This window comes from Aureimonas sp. AU22 (genome assembly GCF_001463745.1).
Lineage (GTDB): Bacteria > Pseudomonadota > Alphaproteobacteria > Rhizobiales > Rhizobiaceae > Aureimonas.
The window spans coordinates 132316-150188 of the sequence record NZ_BBWJ01000040.1 but is presented as its reverse complement, the minus strand read 5'-3'; the positions used below and the strand labels follow the sequence as shown (position 1 = coordinate 150188).

General features: G+C 66.7%; 15 protein-coding genes, 1 pseudogene and 1 riboswitch. Of the genes and pseudogenes, 13 read left to right on the top strand and 3 right to left on the bottom strand.

The features are described 5' to 3' along the window. Positions 1–615: 615 nt before the first annotated feature. The 8 genes from AUL34_RS14355 to AUL34_RS14320 all read left to right on the top strand — a co-directional run bounded on the left by AUL34_RS14355 (position 616) and on the right by AUL34_RS14320 (position 8327). On the top strand, positions 616–2484 hold the full coding sequence (locus AUL34_RS14355; RefSeq protein ID WP_061934953.1) for a cation:proton antiporter: 1869 nt from the start codon (positions 616–618) through the stop codon (positions 2482–2484). After that, a riboswitch (TPP riboswitch) is annotated at positions 2484–2595 on the top strand. (Overlaps the previous gene by 1 nt.) 102 nt (positions 2596–2697) lie before the next feature. Beyond that, on the top strand, positions 2698–3657 hold the full coding sequence (locus AUL34_RS14350) for an FAD-dependent oxidoreductase (protein WP_061934951.1): 960 nt from the start codon (positions 2698–2700) through the stop codon (positions 3655–3657). After that, complete coding sequence (thiS, locus tag AUL34_RS14345; RefSeq protein WP_061934949.1) at positions 3654–3851, top strand: sulfur carrier protein ThiS; 198 nt, start codon at positions 3654–3656, stop codon at positions 3849–3851. The genes AUL34_RS14350 and thiS overlap by 4 nt, the downstream gene beginning before the upstream one ends. A 1-nt stretch (position 3852) precedes the next feature. Continuing rightward, positions 3853–4626, top strand: coding sequence for a thiazole synthase (locus AUL34_RS14340; RefSeq protein WP_061934947.1), 774 nt, complete (start codon positions 3853–3855; stop codon positions 4624–4626). Further along, positions 4623–5255: a thiamine phosphate synthase gene (locus tag AUL34_RS14335; RefSeq protein WP_061934945.1), complete on the top strand. Its 633-nt coding sequence runs from the start codon at positions 4623–4625 to the stop codon at positions 5253–5255. Before AUL34_RS14340 ends, AUL34_RS14335 begins: the two co-directional genes overlap by 4 nt. Before the next feature lie 106 nt (positions 5256–5361). Further along, complete coding sequence (locus AUL34_RS14330; RefSeq protein ID WP_192845760.1) at positions 5362–6078, top strand: GntR family transcriptional regulator; 717 nt, start codon at positions 5362–5364, stop codon at positions 6076–6078. A 102-nt stretch (positions 6079–6180) separates the two neighbouring features. Further along, positions 6181–7479 carry a hypothetical protein gene (locus AUL34_RS14325; RefSeq protein WP_061934941.1) on the top strand — a complete coding sequence of 433 codons (1299 nt, stop codon included), beginning with the start codon at positions 6181–6183 and terminating at the stop codon, positions 7477–7479. Continuing rightward, entirely contained in the window at positions 7476–8327 is an 852-nt protein-coding gene (locus AUL34_RS14320) for an ATP-dependent Clp protease proteolytic subunit (protein ID WP_156420929.1), read from the top strand. Before AUL34_RS14325 ends, AUL34_RS14320 begins: the two co-directional genes overlap by 4 nt. Before the next feature lie 6 nt (positions 8328–8333). On the opposite strand, the gene AUL34_RS14315 is transcribed toward AUL34_RS14320, so the two are convergent. Then, positions 8334–9317, bottom strand: coding sequence for an alpha/beta fold hydrolase (locus tag AUL34_RS14315; protein ID WP_244492578.1), 984 nt, complete (start codon positions 9315–9317; stop codon positions 8334–8336). A 65-nt stretch (positions 9318–9382) separates the two neighbouring features. Between AUL34_RS14315 and AUL34_RS14310 the strand changes: the two genes are divergently transcribed. Then, entirely contained in the window at positions 9383–10396 is a 1014-nt protein-coding gene (locus AUL34_RS14310; protein WP_192845759.1) for a ribonuclease T2, read from the top strand. A gap of 7 nt (positions 10397–10403) precedes the next feature. Here AUL34_RS14310 and AUL34_RS14305 read toward each other — a convergent pair whose 3' ends face one another. Continuing rightward, entirely contained in the window at positions 10404–10700 is a 297-nt protein-coding gene (locus AUL34_RS14305) for a Dabb family protein (RefSeq protein WP_061934935.1), read from the bottom strand. 167 nt (positions 10701–10867) lie between these two features. On the opposite strand from AUL34_RS14305, the gene ettA reads away from it, so the two are divergent. The 4 genes from ettA to AUL34_RS14285 all read left to right on the top strand — a co-directional run bounded on the left by ettA (position 10868) and on the right by AUL34_RS14285 (position 16906). Next, the gene (ettA, locus tag AUL34_RS14300; RefSeq protein WP_061934933.1) at positions 10868–12517 is read left to right on the top strand and encodes an energy-dependent translational throttle protein EttA; all 1650 of its coding nucleotides are present in this window, start codon (positions 10868–10870) and stop codon (positions 12515–12517) included. 125 nt (positions 12518–12642) lie between these two features. Further along, positions 12643–14112 carry a sensor histidine kinase gene (locus AUL34_RS14295; protein ID WP_061934931.1) on the top strand — a complete coding sequence of 490 codons (1470 nt, stop codon included), beginning with the start codon at positions 12643–12645 and terminating at the stop codon, positions 14110–14112. Continuing rightward, positions 14099–14491: a response regulator gene (locus AUL34_RS14290; protein ID WP_061934929.1), complete on the top strand. Its 393-nt coding sequence runs from the start codon at positions 14099–14101 to the stop codon at positions 14489–14491. Before AUL34_RS14295 ends, AUL34_RS14290 begins: the two co-directional genes overlap by 14 nt. Positions 14492–14716: 225 nt before the next feature. Next, complete coding sequence (locus AUL34_RS14285) at positions 14717–16906, top strand: PAS domain-containing protein (RefSeq protein ID WP_061934927.1); 2190 nt, start codon at positions 14717–14719, stop codon at positions 16904–16906. Between the two features lie 110 nt (positions 16907–17016). Here AUL34_RS14285 and AUL34_RS14280 read toward each other — a convergent pair. Beyond that, positions 17017–17655: pseudogene (locus AUL34_RS14280) on the bottom strand (DNA polymerase IV); the annotation flags it as partial. Between the last annotated feature and the right edge of the window lie 218 nt (positions 17656–17873).

Below are 17873 nucleotides of genomic sequence, written 5' to 3'. Positions count from 1 at the left end.
AGCGGAACCGAGTAGCGCGGCCATCAAAGCGGGGGCGAAGAAGGTGCGGTGAAGCATGGTCGGTGTTTCCCGTTGTCGCCGCCGAAACGATCGAGCGTCCTCAGCGGGACTCTAACGTATGCACCGTGGGCATGCAGCCTCGTGTCCGGCGTCATGACAGGAAAATGACGCATCGCACGGGTCGGCTATGACCATAGGTTGAACGGTCGTTCAACAAGCTTCCTTCCACGTCGGTCGATCCGCGAAATCCCACTGTCTGCGGATCGTCCTGTCCCCCTGAACCTCGAAAGATCGGTCGAAAGCAAAGGATGGAAGGAGGGGGCGCGCGTGCTGCTCGGGATGCGCGGCAAGCCGAGATTGTTTGCGCGATCAACCGCGAACGCGAGACCGCGACCTCCGCCAACGCGCAGCGATTCGGCACCGGGACGGCAACAAGACCGGCCGGTTCGCGCTTATTGCGATCCCCCATCAGGAAGGCCAACTGATGCTCCGCTACACGCAGAAAATCGCCATGCCCTGATGGATGGCGAGACTTTTGTGCTGCAAGGCGGGCGCCGTTCCCCTATCGGGAGAGGGACCACAGCCTGGAGAGATTCGAAACCGGAGGCCGCGCCGATGCTGCACGAGATGCCGTTGATCGAGACGATCGTGGCCGGGCTGGGCCTTGCCTTCGTGTTCGGCACCCTGGCGAACCGTTTCGGCATCTCGCCGATCGTCGGCTATCTCCTGGCCGGCGTCAGCGTCGGACCCTTCACGCCCGGTTTCGTCGCCGACCAGGGACTGGCGACGGAACTCGCCGAACTCGGCGTGATCCTCCTGATGTTCGGTGTCGGGCTCCATTTCTCCCTCGCCGATCTCATGTCGGTGCGCGCGATCGCGCTGCCGGGTGCAGTCGTGCAGATCGCCTGCGCGACACTGCTCGGCATGGGGCTCGCCTGGCTGCTCGGCTGGTCGGCCGGAGCGGGGCTCGTCTTCGGTCTTGCGCTTTCGGTCGCCTCGACGGTCGTGCTGTTGCGGGCCATGCAGGAGCGGCGACTTATCGAAACGGGCAAGGGGCGCATCGCCGTCGGGTGGCTGATCGTCGAAGACCTTGCGATGGTCCTGGCGCTCGTCCTCCTGCCCGCCTTCGCCACGACGCTCGGCGGCACCGCGCCTTCGGGCGGAACGGGCGTGTTCTCGGATCTCGGGCTCGGCGTGTCCGGCGTCATCCTGATGACGGTCTTCAAGCTCTGCGTCTTCGTGATCCTGATGCTGCTGGTCGGACGACGGATCATCCCCTGGGCGCTGCAGATGACGGCGAGTTCCGGGTCGCGCGAGCTGTTCCGTCTTGCCGTTCTTGCCATCACGCTCGGCGTCGCGTTCGGCGCGGCATCGCTCTTCGGCGTCTCGCTGGCGCTTGGTGCCTTCTTCGCCGGCATGATCATGGCGGAGTCCGACCTCAGCCACCGCGCGGCAGAGGACACGCTGCCCCTGCGCGATGCGTTCGCCGTCCTGTTCTTCGTGTCGGTCGGCATGCTGTTCGACCCCCGCAGCCTGGTTCAGGATCCCCTGCCGATCCTCGCGACCGTGCTGATCATCGTGCTCGGCAAGTCCATCGCGGCCTTCGTGATCGTGCGCGCCTTCCGCTATCCGACATCGACGGCGCTGACGATCTCGGTCTCGCTCGCGCAGATCGGCGAGTTCTCCTTCATCCTCGCCGAGCTCGGTGGGCGGCTGAACATCCTGCCGCCCGAGGCACGCGACCTGATCCTGGCGGGCGCGATCCTGTCGATCATGCTGAACCCGATCCTGTTCTCGTCGATCGACACGCTGCGTCAGCGGCTGGATCGATCCGCGCCGGACGAGGCTTCGGCTACGTCCCCCGCCAAGTCGGCTGCCGCAACGCACGGTCGCGAACTGCAGACCCAACCGGCGGGCGCGGTGCCCTCGCATATTCCTGCCGGCAGCGTGGCGATCGAGGCGGACGACCTGCGCCCTACCGCGCTCGCCGACCACCTGGTTCTCGTGGGTTACGGGCGCGTCGGCTCCCGGATCGCGCAGCGGCTGACGGCGGCCGGCCGTGCCTTCGTGGTGATCGAGGACGCCGACAAGCGCGTCGCGCGGATTCGTGCCGCCGGTACCGAGGCGATCGTCGGAAATGCGGTAAAGGCGGAGGTGCTCGCGGCGGCCAACATTGCGCAGGCGCGGGACATCGTGCTCGCCTTTCCGAACAGCTTCGAGGCGGTTGCGATCATCAATGCGGCCCGCAACGCCAATCCCGGCATCCGCATCACGGCGCGCGTTCACTCCGGCGAGCAGCGCGAGCGTTTGATACAGGCCGGTGCCGATACGGTGATCAACGGCGACGAAGTGACGGCGCAGGCGATCGCTGACCATCTCCTCGAGGCCCGGTCCGATGCGCCCCTGGCAGATGGCCCCATCCTGCCGGCGGACGAGCCGATGCGTGAGGTGGCATTGACAGACGGGACCGATCGCATACCCTGAGGCCTTCCAGGGGGAGTTCCGGCAGGGAACTGAGAGGCCGGCGTCAGCGCCCGGCGACCCCAAGAACCTGATCCAGTTCGCACTGGCGTAGGGATGGAGTGACCCGCTCCGACGAGGGACGACGAGGCGCAGCCCACGCGGCGGCCGGTCGTTCGCGCGCGGGCGTATCTCGACCCGACGTCTGGCGTGAACGATCGCGGCGCGGGAGCGGCGATGACCATTCATGTTTTGGGCGCGGGCGTCGCCGGGCTCACCACCGCGGTTCGCCTCGTCGATGCCGGCGAGCGGGTCGTCGTCCACGAGCGCGGCGCGGATCTTTCGGCGTCCGCCTCCTGGCTCGCCGGTGGCATGCTGGCGCCCTACTGCGAAGCCAGCGTGGCGGACGACGGGATCATCGCACCAGGGCTGGATGGCATCGCCTTTTGGGCGGGTATCACGAAGGTCGAACGCTGCGGAACACTGGTCGTCGCGTCCGGCCGCGACACGGCGGACCTCCGGCAGTTCGCGGCGCGCACGACGGCGCATCGGTGGCTGGATGCGGCGGGGCTGGCGGCTCTTGAGCCCGACCTCGCCGGGCGGTTCGACCGAGCCCTGTTCTTCGAGGACGAGGCCCATCTCGACCCGCGACGGACGCTGCGGGCTCTCATGGCACGTATCCAGGCCGCGGGCGGGGCGATCCGGTTCGACGATCCCGTCGAACCCGCCGATTTCGCGGGCGAACGCATCGTGGATTGCCGTGGGCTTTCCGCCGCGTTGCCGCGTCTGCGTTCGGTCCGGGGCGAAATGGCGATCGTTCGCTGCCGCGACGTCGCGCTTCGCCGGCCCGTGCGTCTGCTTCATCCGCGTTGGCCGATCTACGTCGTGCCGAGGCAGGACGACGTCTTCATGATCGGTGCGACCATGGTGGAAAGCGCGGCCGAAGGACCCGTCACACTCCGCTCGGCCGTCGAGCTCCTGACGGCCGCCTTCGCGCTCCACCCCGCCTTTGCGGAGGCGGAGGTGCTGGAGATCGGCAGCGGGCGGCGTCCTGCCTTGCCCGACAATCTTCCGCGTGTCGAACGGACGCCGCAGGGGATCGTCTTCTCCGGTCTCTACCGCCACGGTTTCCTGCTCTCGCCCGCATTCTCGAAAACCGCTGCCGACATGCTGATGTCAGCGAAGGAGCCCACATGAGGATCACGCTGAACGGAGAGGAGCGGGACATCGCCTCCCGCGACATCGAGGGTCTCCTCCGGGAACTCGACTACCGGCCCGACGCCGTGGCGACCGCCGTGAACCGTGAATTCGTGCCGCGCGGCGCGCGGGGCGAGGCGCGGATCGCCGAGGGCGACGCGGTGGAAATTCTGTCGCCCATGAAAGGAGGCTGAGATGCGGCTCTACGATCGGACTCTGACGTCGCGCCTGATGCTCGGCACGGCGCTCTATCCGTCGCCCGCCGTGATGCGCGATGCCGTCGTCGCCTCGGGCGCCGAGATCGTCACTGTCTCGCTGCGGCGCGAGGGTGCGGGCATGGGGCAGAACGGCCCGGGTTTCTGGGACGAGATCCGAGATCTCGGCGTCGCATTCCTGCCCAATACCGCCGGTTGTCACACGGCCAAGGAGGCGGTGACCACCGCGCACATGGCACGCGAACTCCTCGGTACCGACCTCGTGAAGCTGGAGGTCATCGGCCATGCCGACACCCTGCAGCCGGACGTGTTCGGGCTGGTGGAAGCGGCGCGGATCCTGTCGAGCGAAGGGTTCAAGGTCCTGCCCTATACCACGGAGGATCTGGTCGTGGCCGAGCGGTTGCTGCGGGCGGGCTGCGAGGTCTTGATGCCCTGGGGCTCGCCCATCGGCTCCGGCCTCGGCCTCAACAACCGCTACGGCTTGCGCTCGTTGCGAGCCCAGTTCCCGGATATCACACTGATCGTGGATGCCGGTCTCGGACGTCCGTCGCACGCCGCGGATGCCATGGAACTTGGTTACGACGGTGTGCTGCTGAACACTGCGGTGGCGACCGCCGCCGATCCGGTGACAATGGCGCACGCCTTTCGTCTCTCCGTCGACGCGGGGCGCATGGCCTTCGAGGCCGGTGGCATGGAGGCGCGCGACATGGCGGCGCCCTCGACGCCCGTGTTCGGACAGGCGCTGCTGGCATGAGCGCGCTCGACCCGTTCTACCCCGTACTGCCCGATGCGGACTGGATCGAGCGGCTGGTGCCGCTCGGAATACGGCTCGTGCAACTTCGGGCGAAGGACATGTCGCCGGAAGAACTCCGACATCAGATCCGAAGCTCGCAGGCGGTATGCACAGCGCACCAGTGCCTGCTGGTGGTCAACGACCACTGGCGGCTGGCGATCGAGGAAGGGGCGGCGTTCGTGCACCTCGGGCAAGAGGACCTGGCTGATGCCGATCTCGCCGCCATCCGCCGTGCGGGCCTGCGGCTGGGGATTTCCACCCACGACCGCGCCGAACTCGCCACCGCACTGGCAGCCGAGCCGGATTACGTGGCGCTCGGCCCGGTCTGGCCGACGATCCTGAAACAGATGAAATGGGCGCCGCAGACGCCGGAGCGATTGGGCGATTGGCGCAAGCGGATCGGCGCGCTTCCGCTCGTCGCCATCGGCGGCATAACCGTTGAGCGTCTTCCTGCGGTCTGGGACGGCGGCGCGGATTGCGCGGCCGTGGTCACCGACATCATCCGTCACCCGCAGCCCGAGGAGCGCGTCCGCCAGTGGATCGAAGCAACGCAGGGAAGGCGAACGGCAGCCATCGAAGGCGACCGCTAGCGATCCGATAAAATATCTTCGAATGGATACCCGTATAGGTTGCATTCCCGCCCAGGTTGCATCTACAATAGCGGTCATCCGAAGGATAGGGAACAGGAAACGGCCCGTGTCGCTCGCAAAACCCTTCAATACCCGCCCGTTGTATCAACAGGTCGCCGACGAGTTCATCGCCCGGATCGTATCCAAGACCTGGGCGCCGGGCCAGTCGATCGAGAACGAGGCGGAGATCGCGCGCTCGCTCGGGATCAGCCTCGGTACCGTCCGGAAGGCCTTCGATATCCTCACCGAACACAAGCTTCTCGAGCGCCATCAGGGCAAGGGAACCGTGGTGGCGGACTTCGACGGCGGCAAGATGCGGAGCCGGTTCTCCAACGTCTTCGATCGTTCGGGCAACCGCATCTCCGGGGAGGTCTCGGTGTCCAAGGTCGTGCTCGGCACGGCGCCCGACGAGACGGGGGAGCTGCTCGGCGTCAATGCCCGCACGCCCGTCCTCCAGTTCGAGCGCCGCCGCACCCATCTCGGCCGGCTGTTCATGACGGAGGAGGTGTTCCTGCGCGTCGACGCCTCGGCCAAGACGATGTCGCAGGAGGCGCTGGAAGCCATGGCGACCGCCCGCTGGACCGGCCAGGACCTGGCGACCCACAAGCGCGAGAAGGCAACCGCCGAAGGCGCGACGAGCGCCGACAAGCGCAACTTCAAGTTGTCGGGAGACGCGGCGATCCTGCGTCTGCAGCGTATCATCTGCTCCTACCAGGATCGCCCGCTGGAACTGCGGATCGGCCGCTGCCATCTCGGCAACGATCTCGTCTACGCCACGAGCTGAACCGCTCGCGGAAGGAAAGGTCCTGGCTCGCCAGCGCCTTAATTTTCCCTTAACGATCGAGCCGCGGCGAGCCTGTCCGCGCCTCGATCGCCAGGGAGCCGCATGTCCGCTTCACATTCCTACACGCTCCGGGGGCAGGTCGCTCGGCTGGAACTGACCACCCGGATGACGCTCGCCATCCTGGCGACGGCCAGCGGTATCTTCACCTACCTCGGGGTGCGGGAACTGCTGGATGGGGACGCGACCACCGTCTTCTTCGGCGCGGTGATCTATTCGGTCTCTGTTTCGGTCGGCATCTACGCGTTCTGGTCCTATCTCATCCGCATCATGCCGCATGTCCGCCGCCCGTCGGGACGGCGCATGCTGTATCTCGCGATGGCGATCGGCTCGTGCATGATCATGGCCATGTCCGCCTGGCTCAATGCGGCGGCCCTGGCGGGCGCGGCGGCGCTCGAGCAGCACATGTCGATCACGACCGAGGAGTATCAGAGCAAACTCAACGAGGCGCACGAGAATGCGCTGGCGGCGCAGAGCCTCCTGCCGGACATTCAGCTCGCCGCCCAGCGTTTCGCCCGGTTGTCCGACGAGGAGCGCTCGTCCGGCGCGCTGACCGGCACGTCCGGCTCGGGCACGGTGGTGCAGCTTCTCAGCCAGATGTCGACGCAGCTTGGCAGTCTCGCGCAGGAGATCGAGGCTTCGCGCGACGACGTGAGCGCCCTGTTCAAGGAAGGCGGCGAGCGCCTCGGCGAAATGCGCCGGCTGGTCGCCGCCGACGGCAGCGTCAAGGAGCGCGGTACCGACTACGCCGCACAGGCCACGGAGCTCGCCGGCATCATCGGCTCGTTGCAGCAAACCTCCGTGGCGCCGTCGGTCAAGCGGGCCGCCGAAGACCTCGGCCGCACCTTCATCGCACCGGCGGCCGACGGCACCAGCACCGGGCTTCAGGACCGACAGACGGCCGTGGTCGGGCAGGTCGAAACAGCGGTGCGCCAGCAGAGCCTCGCGCTGGCCGCTGCGGCCGACGCGATCCTGGATCGACCCCGCGTCGAGACGGTCCGCTTCACGCCGCTCTCGGCGCCGGACGCGGTGGTGATGTATGCACGCGACTTCCTTCCGTCCTGGGCCGGAGCCATCGCGATCGATCTGCTTCCGGCAGTCCTGGTGTTTATCCTGTGCATCGTCCAGGACCAGATCCGACGCGAAGAGGGCGAGGAGGATGCCGAGATCGGCGACATGAGCGCGGTGGACATGATGCGGGCCATGCGCATCCAGCGCCGCCTCATGGCGGAAGTCGCCGCAGCGCCTGCGATCGAAGCGCCACCGGTGGACCCGGCCGACGACATCGTTCAGCGGAACGAGCCGGCCGGTTTCGGCAAGAGCCCGAGGCTCCAGGCAGGGTGAGCGACCTCCAGGCTTCTCCCGGTTGGTTGGAACGGCGCCTTCTGTCGCTGCCGGACGGGGCTCTGTTGCGAATGGTCTTCTTCGCGGTTCTGGCCATGGGCGCGTCCATGCTGGCGCAGGATGTCATCGGCGTCGTCGGACGTGGCGCCGATCGCGATCGCCTGACGCGAACCGAGCCGCTGCCGCTGCCGCGTCCAAAGCCGGGCGATCAGATCCGACCCTACCTGCCACGCGCCGTGCCGGTCGGGCCGGACCGAGGCGAGCCCGTTCTGCCGGGCTACGACGATGTTCCGCCGAACGACGCGATGGCGCGCGCCATGGCCTTCCATCTCGGGCCGGACGGTCTGGCATCGGCGGTGGGGCGCATCGATGTCGGCACCGCGGAGGCTTTTCGGAACTTCCTGGACGACGAGGGGAAGGATGCGCGGCGAATCGTCCTGCATTCACCGGGTGGGTCGGTCCGCGACGCGATCGCCATGGCGAGATACATCCGCGAACGGAAGCTGGAAACGGCCGTTCCGGCCGACGGTTACTGCGCCTCGGCGTGTCCGCTCGTCCTGGCGGGCGGCGTCCGGCGCGCGGCGGGCGAGGCGGCGTGGATCGGGGTGCATCAGGTCTATTCCGTGCCGGGCGCCGGCGAGACCGTGGCGCGCGACGTCAATCGATCGGTCGCCCAGATCCAGGCGACGATCGCCGAGTGCCAGGCACTTCTCGTCGACATGGGCGTCGATCCGCGCTTGTGGATCCACGCGATGCGCACGCCGGCCGACGAACTCTACGTCCTCACGCCGGACGAACTGCGGGAGTTCCGTTTGGTGGATCCGGCAGAAGGTAAGCCCGCCGCCTGAGGCGGCTCAGTCCGGATCGACCGCTCTTGTGGACGCCGGGGCGCGATCGAGGTGACGTTCGATGAATTCTTCCAGAGCCGTGAGAGCCTGTTCGCGGTAGGGCTCGATCTCGTTCAGCGTCTCGTGCCGGGCACCGTCCACGATCACCAATTCGACCTCGCGTGATCCCGCTTCGCGCAGGCGATCTGCAAGCCGCGTGACCTCCGTCCCGTTCGCGGTGGCGGGATCCTGCGACCCGCCGAGGCAGTGAAGCGGGAGGTCGTGCGGAATCTGCGACAACGCTTCGTGACTGGCGTTCTCGCGCACCAGCGTCAGGATGTCCTCGGCCATCGAGACGGTCGGCGTCCAGCCGCAGAGCGGATCGCGGACATAGGTGTCCGCCTCCGCCGGATCGTGGGTCAGCCAGTCCGCGTCCGTGCGCCGGTCGGCGACGGACCGTGACCAGGCTTCGGTCGTAGCGCGAGCGAAGATTTGGCTCGCGACGTCCGAGCCCTTCAGCATCTTCTCGACACGCAGGGCACCGGAACCGAGCCGCGCCTGCCAGCCGAAGCGCATGCCGGCATTCCAGACGAGGCAACCCGACAGACCGCCTCCGAACCGGCGCGCGTAATGCAGGGCGATCGCACCGCCAAGCGAATGGCCGAGCACGAAGACGGGGAGGCCGGGATGGTCGCGCATGGCGCGCTCCCGCACCGCATGGCAGTCGCGCACCACCTTCCGAACCCCGTCTCTCGAGCCGAACCGACGCAGCGGGGCATCGAGCGCGGTGGTGGAGCCGTGCCCCCGATGGTCGTGCGCATAGGTGGCGATCCCGAGTGCGGCGAGTTCGCCGGCGACGCGCGCGTACCGCGCGCCATGTTCGGCAAGGCCGTGGAACACCAGGAGCACGGCGACCGCCTCCGTCGGCGGCGCCCACGCATGCACGGCGAGCGCGGCGCCCGTCGGGCTATCGATCACGAAGCGTCTGGCCGGGTCGAACATGGAAGCCATCTGTGAGAATGCTCGCGCCGGAACGATAGGGGAAACGGCGAATGCAAATGAGAGGAACACGGCAGATGCCGCGCGCAATAGGCTTGGCCACGATCGCGATGGCGATCTCGATACTCGCTCTCGCGCCTGTGGCCGCCAGGGCACAGGTGCCGATGGTCGGTGTCTTCGTGGCGGAAGCCAGCTGCTTCGCCACGCCCTCGATCCGTTCGGACGACAATCCGGGGCGCGTCGTCACCGAACCCGGCAAGTCCTACGACCTCGTTGGGCGCAACGCCTCGCCCGGCAGCCATTACCTCATCCTCGTCCCGGGCGCCGAACCGGAACGGCGATGGGTCGCGTTCGGCTGCGGCCGGGTGGAGGACGCGAGCCAGTCCGCCGCCGCAAGGGCCGCTCCGCCCCGACGCGATGCGCCGACAGGGCGGGGAGGTCATGACAGCTTTGTGCTCGCGGCCAGCTGGCAGCCGGCCTTTTGCGAGACGCGGCCTTCGGTGCGCGAATGCCGAGACGGCGGCGGCTCGGCCGGCAACGGCTTCTCGCTCCACGGTCTCTGGCCGGAACCGCGCGGCCGCGAATACTGCGGTGTCTCCGACGCGATCCGCCGGCAGGACGAGCGCGGCGAGTGGCGGCGTTTGCCGGACTACGACGCTTCAACCGGAACGCGGCGCGCGCTGGCCGAGGTCATGCCGGGCGTGCAGTCGGGCCTCGACCGGCACGAATGGTGGGTCCACGGCACATGCTACGACGGCGACGCGGAGGCGTATTTCTCGCATTCCATCCGCTTGCTCGAACAGCTGAACCGCTCGCCCGTGCGTCGGCTGTTCGAGGCCTCGATCGGCGACGTCCTGACGAGCGACAAGGTGCGTGCGAGCTTCGACGAGGCTTTCGGACGAGGCGCGGGGCGACGCGTGATGGTGGATTGCGTGGACGACGCGTCGGGCGAGCCGATGATCCGCGAACTGCGCATTTCCCTCGCAGGCGACCTGTCGGCGGAAACGCATCTCGGTGAACTAGTCCGCGCCGCCGAGGAGACCGGGCGCGGCTGCCGGCGGGGCCGGGTGGACGCGCCGGGCTTCGACTGACCGGGTCTCAGTTGCGGTCCGGGACCTCGTAGTCGGCGGAGTAGCGAATGTCGCGCAGCGGCCGAACGCGGTTCGTCGAGGCGTCGTAGATCGGATCCGCCTTATAGGCGGCCAGCGCCGCGCGATCTCGGAACTCGGCATAGACGACGACGTCGACATCGTTGCCCATAGGATCCACGCGCGCGTTCTCCACCACCTCGAAGTGGTCGTGGTGCCGAATCCCCGCCAGGGTGCGCAGCCCTTCGATGATGGCCGGCAGATCGGCCTTGTCCTTGGCACTGAAGAAGACGATGTGGCGGATCATAAATCGGTCCCATTCTCTGGCGGTCCGCGCCTCATCGGCCGTACGGGAGCGGAGGTCAAGCCAGCGGAGCGCGGCGATTTTCGCAGCGGTTTGTTGCTCAACGACGGCGCATGGCTTACCTGTGCGCCAACTCATCCTGCATTGAACAACCCGGAGACGCGCGCGCGATGGCACGCCAGTTCATCTACCACATGTCCGGTCTTTCCAAGGCTTACGGCACCAAGAAAGTCCTGGAGAACGTCCACCTTTCCTTCTATCCCGACGCCAAGATCGGCATCCTTGGCCCGAACGGCGCGGGCAAGTCGACGCTCCTCAAGATCATGGCCGGCACCGACAAGGAGTTCACCGGCGAGGCCTGGGCGGCGGATGGCGCGACCGTCGGCTACCTCGCGCAGGAGCCCAAGCTCGACGAATCGAAGACCGTCTTCGAGAACGTGATGGAAGGCGTGGCCGACAAGCAGGCCATCCTCGACCGCTACAACGAACTCATGATGAACTACTCGGACGAGACGGCCGAGGAGGGCGCCAAGCTTCAGGACCAGATCGACAGTCTGAACCTCTGGGACCTGGAAAGTCAGGTCGAGATGGCGATGGACGCCATGCGCTGTCCGCCGGGAGATGCACAGGTCGGCCCGCTGTCCGGCGGTGAGAAGCGCCGCGTGGCGCTGTGCAAGCTGCTCCTGTCCAAGCCCGACATCCTGCTGCTCGACGAGCCCACCAACCATCTCGACGCCGAGACGATCGCCTGGCTCGAGAAGCACCTGCGCGAATACGAGGGCGCCGTGCTGATGATCACGCACGATCGCTACTTCCTCGACAACGTCACGGGCTGGATCCTCGAGCTCGATCGTGGCCGCGGCGTGCCCTACGAGGGCAACTACTCCACCTACCTGGAGAAGAAGGCCAAGCGGATGCAGCAGGAGGGCCGCGAGGACGATTCCCGCATGCGCGCCCTGTCGCGTGAGCGCGAGTGGATGCTGCAGGGCGCCAAGGCGCGCCAGACCAAGTCCAAGGCCCGCATCAAGGCCTACAACGAGCTCGTCGAACTTGCCGAGCAGCGCCGTCCGGCCGACGGCAAGATCGTCATCCCGACCGGCGAGCGCCTCGGGCAGAAGGTCATCGAGGTCGAGAACATCACGAAGAGCTACGGCGATCGGGTTCTTATCGAGAACCTGTCCTTCAGGCTGCCGCCGGGCGGTATCGTGGGCGTGATCGGGCCGAACGGCGCCGGCAAGTCCACGCTGTTCAAGATGCTGACGGGCCAGGAGAAGCCGGATGCCGGCGAAGTGAAGATCGGCGAAACCGTCGATCTCGGCTACGTCGATCAGAGCCGCGACCATCTCGACCCCAACAAGAACGTCTGGGAGGAGGTGACGGGCGCCGTCGATATCATGAAGCTCGGCAAGTACGAGATGAACAGCCGGGCCTATGTCGGCAACTTCAACTTCAAGGGCCCGGACCAGCAGCAGAAGGTGGGCACGCTCTCGGGCGGCCAGCGCAACCGCGTCCACCTCGCCAAGATGCTGAAGACGGGCTCCAACGTCATCCTCCTCGACGAGCCGACCAACGACCTCGACACCGAGACGCTGGCCGCCCTGGAGGACGCGCTGGAGGAATACGCGGGCTGCGCCGTGGTCATCAGCCACGATCGCATGTTCCTCGACCGGCTGGCGACGCACATCCTCGCCTTCGAGGGCGACAGCCATGTCGAGTGGTTCGAGGGCAACTTCGAGGACTACGAGCAGGACAAGATCCGCCGTCTCGGCCCCGAAAGCGTCAACCCGAAGCGTCCGACCTACAAGCGCCTGACGCGCTGACCGGACACTGGCGCGCGGGTGTCTTCCCGCGCGCCGGCCTCTTCCTATGTGGGAGGCTGATCGGGAGCCCGAGCGTCTTGCGCGCCGGGGAGGTTGACCAACGGCGCCGCGGCGAGACGCATGAGATGAACAGACTGAACTTCAACCAACTGTTCGATGCTCTGCCCAGCCCGCACATGATCGTCGACGGCGAACTCTCGATCGTCGCAGTCAATCCCGCCTACGAGGGTGCCACGGGCCGCCTGCGCGACGAACTGCTCGGCCGCGCGCTGTTCGACTGCTTCCCGAACGAGGGCCCGGAACGCACGCGCCTGGAAGCCTCGATCCGCCGCGTCTTCGAGAGCGGTCGATCCGATACGTTGGCGTTCATCGAATACGAAATTCCGATCTCCTCGAACGCCGCCGACGGGTTCGAAAAGCGATACTGGTCTGCCGTCCATTCGCCCCTGTGCGACGATGCGGGCCGCGTGATCCTGGTGCTGCAGAACACGGTGGACATCACGGAGCTCGTGCGACTGCGCACGGCGGCAGGCAGTCCGGCCTCGGTTCCGACGGAAGAACTCGCGCTTCTCCAGCGAACGCGGGAGATCGAGGAGGCCTATCGCACCTCGCGCAGTCAGCTCGATCGTTTCCGTCACCTCTTCGAGCAGGCGCCGGGGCTCGTCGCCCTCCTGCGCGGGCCGGACCATGTCTTCACCTTCGCCAACCGCGCCTACCGGGCACTGGCCGGCAACCGGGAGTTGCGGGGATTGCCCACTCGCGAGGTCTTTCCCGAGGCGGAGGCCAAGGGGCTGGTGGACCTTCTCGATCGGGTCTACGCGACGGGCCAGGCGTTCGAAGGCAGCGGCTTGCGCGTTCTGGCGAGCTATCCGAGCGTGGGCCTGCGCGAACTGTTTCTCGATGTCTCCTTCCACCCCGTGCGCGATGAAGCCGGCGCGGTGGAGGGCATTTTCGTGCAGGGCTACGACCGGACCGAGAGCGTTCGTGCCCATCATCGTCAACGGCTTCTGATCGACGAGTTGAACCATCGCGTGAAGAACACGCTCTCGACGATCCAATCGCTGGCGCGTCCAAGCTTTCGAGCCGACAGGGACAGGGAGGAGGCCCGCCGAACCTTCGAGGCGCGTATCGTCGCCTTGTCCAACGCGCACAATCTCCTGAGCGAGCGGCACTGGGAGTCCGCCGACCTGGAGACGATCCTTCTCACGGAGCTCCGAGCCCTCGATCTCGACCGGGTCGATCTCTCCGGTCTGCCGGTGCGACTGAACGCCAAGGCCGCCATAGCGCTGGCGATGATCTTCCACGAGCTGGCGTCGAATACGTTGAAATACGGTGCCTTGAGCACCGCTTCCGGACGGCTGTCGGTCGCTTGGGAGAAACGTTCCGACACGATCGTGTTTCATTGGCGCGAGACCTGGCAAACCGCGGAGACCGTCGAAATCCAACCCGGCTTCGGCACGCGCATGCTGGAGCGTATCGTGACCGGCGAGCTCGAAGGACGCATGGACGTCCAGGCCGGTGGCGACGGGCTGATCTGGAACATCGAGCTGCCAGCCATCGAGATCGAGGAAATTCCCCACCTTGCCCTCCACTGATCGAACCCTCACCGCCGGTCTGCGAGTCTTCGCCGTGGAGGACGAAAGCCTCGTCGCCATGCAGCTCGAGGACATGCTCGAGGAACTCGGCTGCAGCGTGGTGGGCCTCGCCATGCGCGTACGACGGGCATTGGAGATGCTGGAGCGCGGCGAGGCGATCGACGTGGCGATCCTCGACGTGAATATCGCCGGGGAGAAGGTCTTTCCGGTCGCCGAGCGGTTGCAGGCCGCCGACGTGCCCTTCCTGTTCGCGACGGGCTATGGCCGTGCGGGTCTCGAGGGACAATGGCTCGACCGTCCTGTGGTCCAGAAGCCCTATACGCTGGACCAGATCGCCGCCGCCATCCTGGAGGCGCGCGCGGGGTTGCCCGCGGTCTAGGCCGGCCGAAAGTCAAGCCGCATTCGCGGTTCGCGCAACGCCAAGTTGGACGGGCTGCCCGGGTTGCGGAGACTTTGTGTGCGCATGCAGGCGTTGCGAGCGATCCATCCCGACACGCGCAATTCCAGAGCGTCGCTCGATTGTTATTGATCCGTGGTCCGGATGTGCCTCAATGGAGGTATGTGCCGACGAGCGGGGTTCGTCGCGTCATTCGGTAGGCAGGACATGAACATAGAGGCCGGGCACGGCGGGCGCCGCGACCGACAGAGCATCGAAAGCACGACCGAGTTCGCGATCATCGTCACGGACAGGGATGGTGTGGTGACCGCGTGGAACGCCGGCGCCGCGCACGTCCTCGGCTGGACGTTCGACGAGATGGTCGGGCGCAGCGCGGACGTCATCTACACGCCCGAAGACCGAGCGAACGGCGAGATGGCGCAGGAGATGCGCGCGTCGCTCGCGACAGGGCGCGCCGTCACTGAACGCTGGCAAATGCGCCGCGACAGCGCCCGCATCCGGGCATCGGGTGAAATCGTGCCGCTGCGCGATGCTGCGAACGGGCATATCGGCTTCGTGATGGTTCTGCGCGACCAGAGCGAGCAGCACCGCGAAGGTCGGCATCTCGAACTGGCGCAGGACCAGTTGCGTTTGGCGCTCAGCGCCACGAACACCGGGATCTTCGACTACGACCTCGTCGGAGACGTTCTCGTCTGGGACGAGCGCACCAAGGCGTTCTTCGGCGTCGCGGACGGCGAGGAAGTGAACTACGCGCTGTTTCTGGACGGACTTCACCCGGCAGATCGAGACTGGGTGGACGCGGCCGTGCAAGCGGTTCTGGCACCCGGAAGCGATGGGACCTGCGACATCGAGTACCGTGTGGTGAACCGGTTCGACGGCGCGGAGCGCTGGGTCGCTGCCAAGGGTCAGGTCTTCTACCGAGAAGGGGTCGCGGTCCGTTTCATCGGCACGACGCAGGACGTCACCGATCGGCATCGAGCCGCGCAGAAACTCGCCGAGACCGAGGAGCGCCTGCGCCTCGCGTCGAAGGCCACCAACGACGCCATCTGGGACTGGAACTTCGCGACGAACCTCGTTCTCTGGAACGAGGCGTTGGAGGACGCCTACGGCCATGCGCCTGCTGCCGTGGATCCGACAGGCGACTGGTGGATCGCGCATATCCATCCCGACGACCGCGCGCGCATCGACGCGTCGATCCATGCGGTGATCGATGGCACGACATCGGAATGGGCGGACAACTACCGCTTCCTGCGGGCGGACGGGACCTACGCGCCCGTCCTCGATCGGGGTCAGGTCATCCGCGACGACGAGGGCAGGGCGATCCGCATGATCGGCGCCATGCTCGACCTCACGCGGGTCCAGCGGGTCGAGGAGCAACTGCGCGAAAGCGAGCGCCAGCTTCGGCTCGAGCGCGGTTTGCTTCAGGCGGTCATCCAGCAGGCGCCGCTCGGCATCTCCATCGCCTATGCCGACGGACATGGACAGCTCAACACGCGGATGCAGGAACTGCTCGGCCACGATCTCGGCGGTTCGGGCGACGAACGGTACAAAAGCTACGGCGCACTGCATGCCGACGGGCAACCCTACGAGATGGAGGACTATCCCACGGTCCGGGCGCTCCGCAGCGGTGAAACCTCGATCGCCGAACCCATTGCGTATCGGAATGCGAAAACCGGCGAAGTGCGCCGCTGGGAGGTTTCGTCGACGCCCGTACGCGACGCGGACGGACAGATCCTCGCAGCGGTCTCGCTGGTCCTCGACGTCGAAGATCGCCGGAGGGCGGAGGAGAGGCAGAGCGTCCTCAACCACGAACTCGCGCATCGGCTGAAGAACACCCTCGCCGTCGTCCAGTCCATCGCCACGCAGACGCTGCGGAACTCGCCCGACATGGCGACGGCCCGCGACAGCCTGACGAGACGGATCCAGGCTCTCTCCAAGGCGCACGACGTTCTCCTCACCGGCGAGCGCGACGCGGGGTCGGTCGAGGCGATCATCCGGGGCGCCATCGAACTTCACGACACGGACGGGCGTATCCTCCTGCGGGGCGCCGAACTTCTGATCGGTCCGAAAGCGGCGCTGACGCTCGGTCTCATCGTCCACGAGCTCGCCACCAACGCCGTCAAGTACGGCGCCCTGTCGGTGCCCGAAGGCCGGGTCCACGTGGCCTGGGTCGTCGAGATCGACGACGTGACGCGCATGCCGACGTTGGCGCTGATGTGGCGGGAGATCGACGGACCGCCTGCCGCGCCGCCAAAGCGCAAAGGCTTCGGAACGCGGTTGATCGAGATGGGATTGTCGGGATCGTCCGGTGGTTCGGTGGACTTCGACTACGCCAAGGACGGCCTCACGGTCAGGATCGTCGCGCCGCTCACGGAACTGCAGGCGGAAGGCGAGTGATGTCCGATCGTATCTCGCACGGGTGAGCTTGGCGCGTCGGCGGCAGGCGTCCTAGCGGCTCTACGCTCGTTCAGTCGCTCTGCGTTCCCGGGAGTGCCCGCATGTCGGCGTCATAGGGGCAGGGCGAACTGCGCCTCCCGATCGATCGGCGGGGCGTCGCCGGTCAGGCCCGAAAGCGTCACGCCGAGCAGCCGGACGCCCCGGGCGTCGGCCGGGAGGTCTGCGAGCAAACGGAACGCCGCATTCTCGATGTCGGTCCGGTCCCGCACCGGCGCAGTCGAGGAAAGCGCGCGTGTGATCTGTCGAAAGTCGGCGTACTTCACCTTCAGCGTGACCGTGCGTCCCCGTGTCCCCGTCGCGTCGCAATGGCGCCAGACCTTGTCGATGATCGGTCCCAGCGCCTCGCGCATCTCGCCTTCCGCGAACAGGTCCGACGAGAACGTGTTCTCCGCGCCGACCGACTTGCGGATGCGGTTGGCCCGCACCGGGCGATGGTCGATCCCGCGCGAAATGCCGTAGTAGTAGGGGCCGATCTTGCCGAAGCGTTCCTGCAGGAACGCGAGCGACTGCGCCTTGAGGTCGGCGCCCGTGTGAATGGCCAGCCGCTCCATCTTGGCGACCGTCGCCGGACCGACGCCGTGAAAGCGGCCGACGGGCAAGGTCTCGACGAAGGCCTCGCCCATCGCAGGCGTCACCACGAAGAGACCATCGGGCTTTCGATGATCGGAGGCGAGCTTGGCGAGAAATTTTTATAAGTAGGTTCGGCTGTCAACTGAGAGAGAGACCATTGAGATCGTTCGGGTTTTTCGGACAGTTTACGAAAAAACGTAAACTAAATTCAGCGGGCCACGGCGTAATCTGGGAGTACGCACCGATGGGGGAGCCTTCGACCAACACCCAATCAGTTGTGGATCGCGTGACTGGCCCCGATTGAGCCACGTTCGTCCGTAGAGTACATTTCGTGAAC